Below are 13348 nucleotides of genomic sequence, written 5' to 3'. Positions count from 1 at the left end.
ATACTTGGAAGGTGCGTGCGCTTTGCAATTGGGATGAAAACATGGCCACTGGAAAATTGATGCAATGGCCAAGCTGGCTGATGGGGCTGGTAATAGGCTCTTGGATTTTACGAATACTTATTGCATGGCTGTTGCCGCCAGGGTTTGATGAAGCTTACTACTTCTTGTACACCCAGCATTGGGATTGGAGTTATTTTGACCATCCGGTCATGGTGGCGTTGACGACGGCACTGGGTCCCTGGTTAACGGGGTATATTTCACCCTTGACGATCCGACTGGGGGCATTGATTCTATATGGCCTCAGTACGGGGTTGCTCTATTTAAGCGGGCGGCAGTTGTTTGGGGAGAAAGTTGGGATGGGGGCAGTTGCGATCGCCTCCCTATGCCCGTTATTTATATTCAGCTTTGGTCTGCTAGCAGCCCCAGATAACGCCTTGATCTTTTGGTGGTCAGTGACGATGTATGTGGCTGTCTTGGAATTTTTCCCAGTGAAGGGACCCTATCAACCCACTGCCAAAATTGCTTTGATTGGTCTGTTGCTAGGGCTGGTCTGTCTGAGCAAATATCACGGCTTTGTTTTAGGGCTGAGTTTGGTGGGGTTTTGTTTAACCAGCACGCGTCATCGTCAAGCACTTGTGTCCGTATGGACCTTGGCCGCCCTAGGGCTTTTTAGCCTGGCTTTACTGCCGCTGGTGTACTGGAACCTTCACCATGATTGGCTCTCCTTTGGATTTCACTTATCTACCCGGTTTGACGGTGATGCCACGGGGCCTCAGTTTAATTTGCTGAATATGGTGGGGGTGTGGCTGGTGGGTATTGCCTACCTGTTTCCTGCCTTGGGGTTTCCACTGTGGTGGGCCATTGGTCGTCACCTCTGGCATGTACCCAACGGTGATTTGCGCCATCGATTTATTCTATGGCTAGGGTTGCCCATTGCGGCTGGGTTTACCTTGCTCGGCGGTTTTACCCGGATTTATCCGGCTTGGCCTGCTCCAGGACTGTGGAGTTTGAGTTTATTGCTGGCGGTGACCATGGCCGGCTGGTCATTCCAAACAGTAAGACGATGGTTGGTCAGCAGTGCCCTGGTGATAGCCACATTGTTAGTGTTTGCCCTGGGCCATGTCGCGCTGGGGACCCTACAGCGCCCCGGTGGCGTGGTTGAGGTGGTGGCACCAGAAACCGATCCAACCACCACCATGATTGACGTGGTACAGCTACGGCGACGGTTGCAAGAGGGGCGTGTGGGAGATGCGATCGCAGCCGCGAATTTTCTAGTGACGAATGAGTTCTGGCTCAGTGGATATGTAGACATGGCCATTAGCCCTCTCACGTCATCTCCCGTAATGGCATTTACTCAAGATCCACGGGGTCATGCAGTCTGGTTTCAGCCAAAAGATTGGTTGGGATATTCAGGGCTGTTTCTGAGTATTGCCGATGATGATCAATCTGAGATCCGAGCTACCTACGCCCCCTACTTTGAGCGGTTCGATTTGTTAGCAAGCGTAGACACTCAACGGGCAAGATCGACAACGGAGACGTTCTATCTATACGACGTTGGTCAACTCATAAAGCCCTACGATTATCCATATTGACGGTCGATAGATATAAGAGAGGGCATGTATAAGGCCCCTGCCCTACGAATTTATTGTTTGTTGGCAGTGGCCATTGCCGATTCGTTACCGGTTCATCTCGCATGACGTTTAGCCCGCCAACCTGTGTAGCCTAATAATGCTGTTGAACCAAGCGCATAGGCCCTGCCACTGGGCATATCAGAGAAGGCCAACGCTAGACTACCCACCCATAGGGTCAAAGAGTAAATAAATAACACTGTAAAGCGATGGGATAATCCAGCATTTAAAAGCCGATGATGGAGATGTCTTTTATCTGCAACAAACGGGGACAGCCCTCGGCGCAGACGAGCCAGGATGACCGCCGACATATCCAAGATGGGTACGGCCAATATCAGTAAATAGGGCAAAAATACCGCAGCTGTTGTTACACCTTTGACCAGACCAATGACCCCTACCCCTGCCAGGGTAAAGCCCATGTAATAGGCCCCGCCATCCCCCATAAAAATTTGGGCAGGATTGAAATTGTACTTGAGAAAACTCAAGGCTCCACCGGCAAGAGCGGCGGCAATAAGGGCTGCAGCAGGCTGCTCCATAAACAGAGCTACCAGCATCATGACAATCGCGGCAATTCCGGAAACCCCAGCTGCCAAGCCATCTAACCCATCAATCCAATTAATTGCATTAGCCATCCCCACCAGCCATACAACCGTTATGGGTAAACTCACCCAGCCAGCTAGTTGAACAATGCCCAACCCTGGAATAGACACAAACTCAATATCCACCCCTACATGCCAGGTAATAGCCGCGACAACAGCCTGCATTAACAAACGACTAATGGCAGAAAGCCCAAATAGATCATCCAACAACCCGATTAAGAAGAATGCCAAGCCTCCCAAGGTAACACCCCAGATTTCAGCCTCAGGTTCATTAACCAGCTGTTGACCTTGGGCATCAACAAAGCCACCAATATTCCAAACAACCAATAGAGCCACGACGGAGCCCAAAAAAATTGATACGCCCCCCAACCTAACCATGGGGACTTTATGTACTTTACGGCCACCAGGCATATCAACTCGGCCACTGTGTAACCCAATTCTTTTGACAATCGGTGTAGCGACAAGAACCACAACAGCCGACAGCGTAAAAGCTAACAGGGGATATATCTGAAAGGGCATGGGTGACAGAGTAAGGGGGAAGACAACACAAGCTCTTATATGAACTCAACGCACAGGGTTGGCAGCACACACAATAGTCACCGTCACCCTAGCAGGTTTTCTAGATCTTTCAAGCCGGTAATTATATGGTTCAAATAACGATTATGGATTTGTCAAAGGAATTGGCGAGATATAGGGATTTTTATAAATCTTTGATACGTCAGGTACTCATGACGTATCAAAGATTCTTTGTAGGAATTCCATGGAAGATAGAGCAATTGTGAAGCTATCTAGCCATGAAGAGATTACCTAGGCCAAAATAGCCTCTGTTGGGTGGAGATGAGGATAAAGAGGAAATCGATTACAGAGAGCTGCAACACGATTTCGACAGTCAGTTTCAACATCACTATCCTCAGGGGAGAGTAGCCGATCAGCAATAATGTTGGCAATCTCCTTGAACTCTTCACTGCCTAGCCCGCGAGTGGTCATAGCTGGTGACCCTAAACGCAGACCACTGGTCACAAAGGGAGACTCTGGATCAAAGGGAACCGTATTTTTATTGGCTGTAATGTTGACCATGCTGACTAGAGCGTCAGCCTGTTTTCCAGTCATACCAATGGAACGCAAATCAACCAATACCAGGTGATTATCGGTGCCATCTGAAACCACCTTAAACCCTCGTGTCTGTAGCTGCGCTGCAAGGGCTTTGGCATTGGTAATTACCTGGGCGCAATAGGTCTTAAATTCGGGTTTAAGCGCCTCTCCAAAAGCGACTGCCTTAGCGGCTACGACATGCTCTAAGGGCCCCCCTTGGCTACCAGGAAACACGGCTTTATCAAACTTTTTACCCAAATCAGGGTCATTGGTCATGATCAGACCACCACGGGGACCTCGCAATGTTTTATGTGTGGTGGTGGTCACTACATGACAGTGGGGAATGGGATTGGGATGATGACCTGTCGCAACTAGCCCTGCAATATGAGCGATATCGGCCATGAAGTAAGCACCTACCTCATCAGCAATGGTTCGGAACTTATCAAAATGAATAGTTCGGGAATAAGCAGAATAGCCACAAATAATTATTTTAGGTCGATGCTCAAGGGCTAGCTTCCGAATTTCATCGTAGTCAAGTTGCTCAGTTTCCTTGTTAACGCCGTACTGGACAACATTGAACCATTTGCCCGATACATTCACCGGAGAGCCGTGAGTTAAGTGACCACCATGGGAAAGATCCATACCCAGGATGGTATCGCCGGGTTGTAGTAAGGCTAGAAAAACTGCAAAGTTAGCCTGAGCACCCGAATGGGGTTGAACGTTAGCGTGGGCCGCTCCAAACAGCTGTTTGACTCGATCAATTGCCAGAGCCTCAGCCTGATCGACAAATTCACACCCGCCGTAATATCGCTTATTAGGTAACCCCTCTGCGTATTTATTTGTCAGAACAGAACCTTGGGCAGCCATGACAGCAGGGGATGTAAAGTTCTCGCTGGCAATTAGCTCTAAGTGTTCCTGTTGACGCTGACGTTCGTTCTCGATGATGGCGGCAATATCTGGGTCAGTTTGTCTCAAAAATTCAAAATTAGTGGTCATGGGGATGGATACTTTAAGTTGGATAAGTCTGGTTGGCTGAAGAGTTAGGACAGGAATTTAATTCTTCGTGGTTTTACCAGCAAACTATAGTACCGTGCTGCAAAGGGTGGTTACCAGCTAGAGCCATCGCCTCTAGCTGTTTCAATTTCTGGTTAATTGAAACCTCACTAAGGTTAATGTTACGTTTTTGTATCAGAATGTAACGCTTGAAAATCTATAATGGATAAAATCCACGAAAACTTGTGATTAATCCTGTGCTTGGGCATTTACAAATGTTCAAGGATAGTAAGGTGAATTTGCATTTGTCATTAGCTGGCAAACATTCATCTCTTGTTTTTTGACTCCCTACTAGCTCTTGACGCTTTTTTGCTTAAGAAGGACACCCATGCTGCTGCAACCCACTACTAATGTCTCGCCTGCGTCCAAGTTGGCTTCTGTAGATGAGTCCTACGAACGCTGTCGGCAAATTACAGCTAAGTACTCAAAGACATTTTATATGGGTACGATGCTGATGTCGGAAGTCAAACGCCGTGCCATTTGGGCGATTTATGTATGGTGTAGGCGTACAGATGAGTTGGTTGATGGCCCTTCTGCTCAGTTCACGACTGAAGACACCCTTAATGATTGGGAGAAGCAACTAGAGTCTGTCTTTTCAGGTCATCCTCAGGATGACTACGATGTCGCTATGGTGGACGCTCTAGAGCATTTCTCCTTAGATATCCAGCCTTTCCGTGACATGATTTCGGGGCAACGGATGGATTTAGAATGCTCTCGATACGAGACCTTTGAAGATCTAAAGCTATATTGCTATCGGGTTGCAGGTACGGTGGGTTTAATGTCCACCGTAGTGATGGGTGTGGACCCTGAATACAACACAGCACCCTGGGCTAAGGCATTACCTTGTCCTACGGAAGAAGCTATTGCCTTGGGCATTGCTAATCAGCTCACTAATATCTTGCGTGATGTGGGAGAAGATGCCCGTCGTGGTCGTATTTACTTACCCCTCGAAGACCTTGAGCTATTCAAATATAGTGAAGACGATTTAATGAATGGGGTGATTGATGAGCGTTGGTGCGCACTGATGCGCTTTCAGATTCAACGGGCATTAAAGTTTTATCGTCAGGCAGAAAGCGGTATCAGTGTTCTAAGCCCTGATGCTCGCTGGCCTGTATGGTCTGCTCTGATGCTTTATCGCAAGATTCTGGATGTAATTGCTGAGAATCAATACGATGTCTTTAACAGACGTGCATTTGTCCCTACAGTACGTAAGCTGCTCTGCTTGCCACCTGCATTGCTTCGTGCTCGGGTGCTTTAAGCTAGCGTTGAATCCTCTAAAGGTTATAAACTTTCAGCATTAAAAAAAGCCAGGGGATGCATCCCCTGGCTTTTTCCTAAAGTCAAGTAGTGGAGGGCGCTTCTATGAAGCAGTTGTTTGGGCAGCTAGCATTTCCTTGAGCTTTTCCAAATCGGAAGCCCATCGAGGATCGGGCTGTGTGCTTTCAGGAGCTGGGGAGGAATAGGTAGCAGGCTTACGTCCACCGCCGTTACGCTTACCGCCCTTTCGATTATTGTTTCCGCTACTAGCATTAGCGCCCTCATTTTCTTTGGTACGGGGCATTGCTTTCTCAACCTTTAGAGTGATGTCTTGCAAAGCCTGGCCATTGTACTTGGTAACAAGGGTGTCTGCGATCTCATCAGTTTTAACAGTTACGAACCCAAAGCCGCGGCACTTGCCAGTCTTTCGGTCAGCAATCAATTTTACTGAAACGATATTATCCACGTCTTCTGAGAAGACAGCTTCAAACTCCTCGCGTTCTAGATCGCGGGGTAGGTTGCCAATATATAAGCGCACTGACATGGGATACCTCTTAAAAAAATCTAAAAAACAACTGCGGCGGATAGGCAAACAAAAAATTAGCCAACTAGCCCTACCAGAGCTTGGAAATCTCTAGAAAATAGCTTGTAACTGTGGCTTGAAATGATTAACAGGTGACGAACCGCAGCAAAAAAACTGGCCATTTTAAGCGAGCAACTACGTTGATGAGCTAACAACCCTACTTAGGGGTCTGCAAAAATCACTTTAAAACTCTGGTAACAGTCAACTAAAACGACTACTCATCACTATCGTTACCAGAGAATTCTCATTATATTCAATGAGAACTATGACGTATCTCTACACCATCAAGGTATCACGCTGTCCGATGCCTAGCCAAGCTATTCAGTGGTTTTTTTGGTGAAGCTCCCTAAAGATAGCGTAGAGTATGCCATCAAGTGTATTGGTCTGTTTTGTCCCTTCCGTGGGTAAAACCATTGAGGGCATTTACTCGAAGGGAAAGACAATTGATATAAGTAAATGATTTATCGTTAAACCATTTTTTCAAAACAACAGCATCTGTGTAATAAAAAAACCAGCCACTTTAGTAGGGCTGGTTTGCTGTGTTGAGAGTAGGAGAACCCGATGCCCAACGACAAATTGCTAAATAAACAATCTGAAACGAAATTAGGCAATCAGTACTCATTTACAATATTTAACATTTTCTGGTAATGGGTGCAACGTGTCGGTATGGTCAGCCGCCTTTGAAGATGAGCCAAAGGCCGTACGCCAAAGGGCAGAGGCTGCTAATGGTAGCCCATATGGGATGTTGAGCAATCTTGATTTGGTTTTGATCGTTTTGGAGGCGGTCAATATCAATCCAGAGGTGATGTCCTCGGCGAAACCATCCGGTTACCTGTAATGACTGTTGGAGCCAAGGGGTGAGGCTTTTGATATTGCCCAAGGGGCCAAAGTGGTTGGTGTAATGCAGTTTAATGCAGTTTTGGGGTGTGCGTAGTCGCCATTCTTGACCTAGCCAGTTTGCTAAGGCTGGGCGGCCTGTCAGAGTACCTTTGATAGTTACAGGTCGATGACTGAGGGGAATCAGCGTAGGATCTTTTTGCCAGCTTGTTAGGTGTGCTTCACTTTTTGGCTGAGTGTTGCTGATTTCTGGAAAAAAGGGATTGATCCTTAGTAACTGGCCAGTTGCGGCACAGATCAGAGGGATACCAATGAGAATGCTGCGATCTTTATAAAGCCAATCCAGTAGAGGGAAATCGAGGCTTGTCGCGATCGCACCAATGAGCCACATTACACCTGCTACACCCAACCCCACGATTAATCCAGACCATCCGCCCCCCTGGGATAGGAGTTCTTGCCAATCATGGGCAGAGAGAATGCGCGCTCTATTTTTGAGGGTCAGATGGGCAAAGTTGAGACTCGGTTTGAGTCGCCAATGCCGTCCATAAGCCCCTAGGGTATAGAGTCTATCTCCTAGGGGTGGGTGGGCTTGATTGATGGATAGCCAGTGCCGCAATGGATTAAACGCTCCCCAAGCATACTGCTGCACCGATGTCCCCGTTTCTTCCAATCCAACTGGCAGCATTAAGTCCAAACTTTCCAATAAAGGAGGCGTGTAGCCTTGCTGGGCGATAGCCTCTGCGTTGGCTTGTGACAATTTGGCCAGTGCCCGTACAAGGCCATTGGGATTGCCCGTAAGTTCGGTGGCGATGCGATCGCGATAGGGTGTGCGAATACGCGCTAAGCTACACCCGATCTTAGCCAGTAGCCAAAACATACAATAACTAAGAGTGGCGAGTGTACCAGCAGTCCACTGGATGAGGATTGGGCGATGCTCGCCGTGCCGTGCCAAGAACCAATAGACACGATGGCATCCTTGTAATAACAGCCCTAGTCCGGAAAACAAGATCCAGTCAAGTTTGGGCCAGTGGCTGATTTCATACATGATGATTGCGGCCAACTCATCGGGCTGTAGGCGATCGAGTAGCCCCTGGCTGACCACCAGTTGACCAACGCGAGGCTGCCAGCCATAGGAAAAAATAACGGCTAGTTCACTGTCTATTAGCTGAATTGTGGGAAATTTCCAGCGTCGATTTGTGCAGAGACGTCGTAATAACTGAGCAGCTTCCGGGCTGTAGTTTTGTAATTGTTGATGGGTGATTTGTTCAGAAGGGCGTAAAAGCAATGCCCATAACCAGGGCGCTGCCAACGTCAATAGTCCCAATCCAATCAGGACTGTCCAGGTCTGGTTACCCCAAAAAAATGGGGCTGGTCTAATATTGATCGGTAAGATCCGATCGAGAAACTGTAAGTAGCCGCGAATAAAGATCAGGCTAGTTTTTAGCGACCAACGAATTACCAAAAAAAGAATTGGGATTGTTGTTATTTGAGCAAACCAAAGTTTCCCTTTACTGACTTTACCTAGAGATTTCAGGGCTCTGAGGCGAGTGCCTTGGGGCCAACTGTCAGTGCCATGTGGTGGAGGTGCAGAAGCTAGAGGGTGGGGGGGAGAGTCTTGTTGTTTTTGGTGAGGGGATTGTTGCTGTTTAGGGGGCTGTGGCTTTGGCCGTTGTGTGGACGTGCTAGTTTGCTGTGGTGTGGATGCAGCAGTTGGCGTACTTTTCGGCACTTGATTGACGCCTGTGTCAATGGTGCTCAAATCTTGTTTAGTGTTGAGCGTTTCATAATGGAACAAAGACGATCTGCCTACAGTTTGGTGAGTGAGGTCGTTGGTGGACTGAGGCTGTACGTTTAATGTCTGGTTAGAAAGTCCACGACTGTCAGCAATGGTTTGCTCACTGTGCGTTAGCGATTGGCTAGGGACGTCTTCAGCCAATGTTGGTTGGATGTCTGGTGAGGAAATACTGTCTTTTGAGGGGGGTGTTTGATTGACGGTCGGTGTCTGGTCGTTAAAAGGGATAAAGCCGCTGCTCTCAGGGACAAACCCTCTACTCTGGGGTGCTTCAGGTGTGCTATTGGGTCTCTTTAGTGATGGTTGGTCAGTCTCTAAATGTTTTAATTTATCGTGGGCCCATTGACGAATAGCCTGACTATGGCTGTTTAGTAGAGATTTGCATAGGGTTTGGGCCTGGATATTCGCTCCTTGGGCTTCATAGGTGCGAATAAGACCCATTTGAGCTTTGAGTCGATGGTTTGTGCTGACCCCATCCGCTTGACTGAGCTGTGTAAACGTTGCGATCGCACGCTCATAATCTTTTTGCTTGAGTGCAGCTAGCCCGGTTTTAATCAAATAGTCCGGTGATCGATCTAAACCCATGCAGATATCCTCTGATGTTATTGACGGCAGTGCAGGGGACACAAGTTTGACGCAATCTTAACCCGAATGGCCAGGAGATGCTTTCGTCGGTGGGTTTAATATCTGTTCAACCAGTGTGTAGAGAGTCTCTTCATTTACACCAGTAAGCTGTTGTTCTTTGAGATCGATCAAACCTGCGGCAAGGGGCTGTGCTCGTTTTTTATAGACATTGTGAGCTGTTAGCAGATCGGTGAAAATCTCTCGTTCAATTTGATGACGGTCAGCATCGTCCGGCAATGGCGTGCCGTACTCAACGTTTTCAACTTCATACCTAAGTAGAAAAATTAATGCGCTACAGTGTTCTTGCAATAAGCTTTGCAATTTTCTGGTATCAAGTTCTAAGCGCTCAAAACCGATCTGCCCTTCAATCCGCAGTTCCACAATGGGCTGGTCCGCAGGGATGAGGCGTTTTTGCTCCATGGCCCGGTCAATGACCTTAAGGGCTAGCCCTTCAATATCCTCTAGCGCTTCTTGCCCCCGTAATTTTAAGGACAGACGAATAATCGGACGCTGTCGATATTCAGTTTGTAGCTGAGCATCCACTTGGCCATTATTGATTTCCACTAGAAGAGCGCCGCGCTCCAGACCCCCCTCCTCAATATTGTTGGCTTCAAGGGAGCCAGGATTAAAAACCCAGTTATCGACGGTGTAGTGCTTATGGATATGCCCTAGACCGACGTAGTGCACACCAGCTTTTTTAAGAGGCAATAAATCGCCATAGCGTAACGCTCCAGAGTAACGAGCAATTTGCCCTTCTAAACCGTGATGAAAGAGTAAAACAGTTGAGCCGGGGCCTACAGGCAATGTTTCTATAGCCTGTGCAATTTGTTCGATGGCCTTAGGGGCAGCAGCACCATACCAGTTAGAGCCGAGTACTCGCACACCACAGTCAAGATCAATATAGCCACCCCGTTTTGTTGCCTCATTCCAAGGGGTGTACATCGCTTCATCTTGACTGGGCTCTAGCAGTGTGAGTAATCCCCAGTCTGATAAATAGCGTAGCCAACTGGTCTTAGTGCCATAGGGACAGTTGTCATGATTGCCTTCAATGGCAATTGCTGGAATACCCGCACTCTGCAACTGCTGGAGACAGAGCTGAGCCTGATTCAAAATAGCCGGTTGAATCATTCGATGTTCAAACAGATCACCGGCAATGACTACAAAGTCTACACGTGTCTGGATAGCATAACGCTCCAACACATCCCACAGCGTATGGAAAAAATCGGTGGTGCGTACCTTGCTGTTGTAACGATCAAATCCCAGATGTACATCGGCAATGTGCAGAAATTTCGCCATGGTAAAGGGAATGAATGTGAGTGATTAATTTTAGTTTTGAGCTGGAGGTTGTCAAATAAAACTAATGACTACTTACCCAGAGCATGGGGGCATCATCCCGGAGGCTATCTTAAACAGGCGTATCAGTTTCAGCCGCCAGCTGTTCTAATTTAGCCTGTTGGTCTTGGGTGATGCAGGACTGCACCATGATTTCAATGTCTCCTTCTAACGCGGGGGATAGGCTAAAGTTTTGTCCCAGACGGTGGTCCGTGACTCGGTTATCCTTATAGTTATAGGTGCGAATTTTCTCTGAGCGTGAGCCGGTCCCTACCTGAGAGCGTCGCATATCAGTGACTTCTGCTTGTTGCTCTTGGAGCATCATTTCGTAAAGCTTAGCCCGCAAAATTTGCATAGCGCGCTCTCGGTTTTGTAGCTGCGATCGCTCTTCCGTACAGAAAATTCGAATACCTGTAGGTTTATGGAATAAGTCTACGGCTGTTTCTACCTTGTTGACATTCTGACCACCTGCACCACCAGAACGTGCTGTGGTCAGTTCAATATCTTTGGAATCAATTTTAACTTCCACATCGTCCACTTCTGGCATCACTGCCACGGTTGCTGTCGATGTGTGCACTCGACCGCTAGTTTCTGTGGCAGGCACCCGTTGCACGCGATGGACGCCTGCTTCAAACTTGAGTTTGCTGTAAACTTGGTCGCCTGTAATTTCTAGAATGGCTTCTTTGCAGCCACCCATATCAGCGACCGACTGACTAACTGTCTGTACCTTCCAACCCTGCCCCTCAGAATAGCGGGAGTACATCCGCAACAAATCCCCTGCCCAAATGCCAGCCTCATCGCCACCAGCACCTGCTCGGATCTCCAACATAATATTTTTATCGTCATTGGGATCGCGTGGTAACAGAAGAATTTTGAGGCGGTTTTCTAGGTCACCAATGGTTGCCTGAAGTTCCTTGACTTCCATGGCTGCCATTTCTCGAAGTTCCTCGTCCCCTGCGGACTCTTTCAGAACTTCTTGAGCGCCCTCGCAGTCTGACTGAGCTTTTTTCCAGTCGTTATAGGTGGTGATAGTTTCCTCTAATGACGCCCGCGCCTTGGCAATTTTTTGGAACTCAGTCGGATCTTTTGCCACATCCGGGTCGGCAAGGCGGCGGGTGAGTTCTTCAAAAGTTTGGTCAACCGACTTTAATTTGTCGAGTAGATATTGCTCAGCCATGGGATTTGCTCAATGATTTCAGCGGATTCGGGCTAGAAGAAATGTCAAATAAAAAATATCCGAAGGATACAATAATCCTTCGGATTCAAGATGACGTTATGAGCAGCTAGCCTTCTGAGCTATCAGCTGTTTTGGCCTTATCGTCGGCCATGCCGTACTTACGTAAGAAGCGCTCTACACGACCCTCAGTGTCAATGATTTTCTGCGTTCCTGTGTAAAAGGGATGGTTGCCAGACCATACATCAACGTGAAGCTCGGGCTTAGTAGAGCCCACAGTCATAATTAACTTGCCGTCGCAGTAAACCTTAGCGTCAGGATACCACTCGGGATGAATATCAGCTTTTGGCATTGTTCTAATCCGGTAGTGAGATGATCTAAAAAATAGATAGAATCCAAACTTAACGCTTGGAGAACTGGGAGGCTTTACGGGCTTTCTTCAAACCGTACTTCTTACGCTCCTTACAACGGGGATCACGGGTTAGATAACCTTCAATCTTTAAAGGACCACGGTTTGCAGGGTCTAGTTCACACAGAGCTCGAGCTACACCGAGCTTGATGGCATCAGCTTGACCAGTCAATCCACCACCACGAACATTAACTAAAATATCGTAGTCACCTTCCAGGCCTAGAGTCTCTAGCGGAGCTTTGGTTGCTGACAAGTAGGCAGAGTTGTTCTGAAGATGATCTTCACCGGGTTTACCGTTGACAAAAAGCTTGCCTTCTCCTGGAACTAAGCGTACGCGGGCGACAGATGCCTTGCGACGGCCAGTACCCCAATAAACAACGCGATCGGACTGTCCTTCTGACATGGAATTATGCTCTCCTGTAAATACTGCTAAATACTATGAGGTCGACTCCTAAAGGCTGATTGTTTCAGGCTGTTGAGCAGCGTGGGGATGCTCAGGACCTGCATAGACTTTCAGATTGGTAAACAGCTTACGTCCGAGAGCATTCTTAGGCAGCATTCCTTTAACAGCCTTTTCAATAATGCGCTCAGGAATCCGGTTCTGTAGTTGGTCAAATGTTTCAACCTTCATTCCACCAGGACGACCAGAGTGACGGCGGTAGAGTTTTTGCTGACGCTTGTTACCGGTAACGTTAACCTTCTCAGCATTAATTACGATAACAAAGTCACCCGTATCCATATTGGGGGTGAAGGTGGGTTTATTTTTACCACGCAAGATATTGGCAATTTCTGTTGCTAGACGACCAAGGCGCTTGTCAGCCGCATCGACAACGTACCACTTCTTGTCAATTTCTTGGACAGGGGGAATGTAGGTCTTAAACATGCTTAGGCTCTGATATCAACGAACTGGATGAAAGGCTGCTTCTTTTTCTAAGAGTGTTGAGTAACATCTCAACGATTGCCCACAG

The 13348-nt window shown here is 47.7% G+C and carries 11 protein-coding genes; 2 read left to right on the top strand and 9 right to left on the bottom strand.

Going from position 1 to position 13348, the window contains the following annotated elements; translation table 11 throughout:
* The first annotated feature begins 41 nt into the window (after positions 1 to 41).
* Complete coding sequence (locus tag DXZ20_RS33895; protein WP_250566022.1) at positions 42 to 1592, top strand: ArnT family glycosyltransferase; 1551 nt, start codon at positions 42 to 44, stop codon at positions 1590 to 1592.
* A gap of 92 nt (positions 1593 to 1684) precedes the next feature.
* Here the strand turns inward: DXZ20_RS33895 and DXZ20_RS33890 are convergent, their stop codons facing one another.
* Both DXZ20_RS33890 and glyA read right to left on the bottom strand, forming a co-directional pair.
* Entirely contained in the window at positions 1685 to 2746 is a 1062-nt protein-coding gene (locus DXZ20_RS33890) for a glycosyltransferase family 4 protein (RefSeq protein ID WP_163661996.1), read from the bottom strand.
* Positions 2747 to 3034: 288 nt separating this feature from the next.
* The gene (glyA, locus tag DXZ20_RS33885; RefSeq protein WP_163661995.1) at positions 3035 to 4315 is read right to left on the bottom strand and encodes a serine hydroxymethyltransferase; all 1281 of its coding nucleotides are present in this window, start codon (positions 4313 to 4315) and stop codon (positions 3035 to 3037) included.
* Positions 4316 to 4700: 385 nt separating this feature from the next.
* Here glyA and crtB point away from each other — a divergent pair, with 385 nt between their 5' ends.
* Entirely contained in the window at positions 4701 to 5630 is a 930-nt protein-coding gene (gene crtB / locus DXZ20_RS33880) for a 15-cis-phytoene synthase CrtB (RefSeq protein WP_163661989.1), read from the top strand.
* 102 nt (positions 5631 to 5732) lie between these two features.
* Here the strand turns inward: crtB and DXZ20_RS33875 are convergent, their stop codons facing one another.
* From DXZ20_RS33875 to rplM, 7 genes are all read right to left on the bottom strand, one after another.
* Positions 5733 to 6173 carry an RNA recognition motif domain-containing protein gene (locus DXZ20_RS33875; RefSeq protein ID WP_163703012.1) on the bottom strand — a complete coding sequence of 147 codons (441 nt, stop codon included), beginning with the start codon at positions 6171 to 6173 and terminating at the stop codon, positions 5733 to 5735.
* Between the two features lie 709 nt (positions 6174 to 6882).
* Positions 6883 to 9426 (bottom strand): M48 family metalloprotease, encoded by a 2544-nt coding sequence (locus DXZ20_RS33870; RefSeq protein WP_163703011.1) that lies wholly within the window; start codon positions 9424 to 9426, stop codon positions 6883 to 6885.
* A 57-nt stretch (positions 9427 to 9483) separates the two neighbouring features.
* Positions 9484 to 10761 carry a metallophosphoesterase family protein gene (locus tag DXZ20_RS33865; protein ID WP_163661982.1) on the bottom strand — a complete coding sequence of 426 codons (1278 nt, stop codon included), beginning with the start codon at positions 10759 to 10761 and terminating at the stop codon, positions 9484 to 9486.
* Between the two features lie 109 nt (positions 10762 to 10870).
* Positions 10871 to 11974, bottom strand: a complete 1104-nt coding sequence (gene prfA, locus DXZ20_RS33860) for a peptide chain release factor 1 (protein WP_163661980.1) — start codon at positions 11972 to 11974, stop codon at positions 10871 to 10873.
* A gap of 106 nt (positions 11975 to 12080) precedes the next feature.
* Positions 12081 to 12323 carry a 50S ribosomal protein L31 gene (rpmE, locus tag DXZ20_RS33855; RefSeq protein WP_006515928.1) on the bottom strand — a complete coding sequence of 81 codons (243 nt, stop codon included), beginning with the start codon at positions 12321 to 12323 and terminating at the stop codon, positions 12081 to 12083.
* A gap of 49 nt (positions 12324 to 12372) precedes the next feature.
* On the bottom strand, positions 12373 to 12783 hold the full coding sequence (gene rpsI / locus DXZ20_RS33850; protein WP_006515927.1) for a 30S ribosomal protein S9: 411 nt from the start codon (positions 12781 to 12783) through the stop codon (positions 12373 to 12375).
* Between the two features lie 48 nt (positions 12784 to 12831).
* On the bottom strand, positions 12832 to 13263 hold the full coding sequence (gene rplM / locus DXZ20_RS33845; RefSeq protein ID WP_163661979.1) for a 50S ribosomal protein L13: 432 nt from the start codon (positions 13261 to 13263) through the stop codon (positions 12832 to 12834).
* Positions 13264 to 13348: the final 85 nt, after the last annotated feature.

This window comes from Adonisia turfae CCMR0081 (assembly GCF_011009555.1).
Classification (GTDB): domain Bacteria; phylum Cyanobacteriota; class Cyanobacteriia; order Phormidesmidales; family Phormidesmidaceae; genus Leptothoe; species Leptothoe turfae.
The sequence above is the reverse complement of the archived record's forward strand: the minus strand, read 5'-3'. Positions and strand labels throughout refer to the sequence as shown.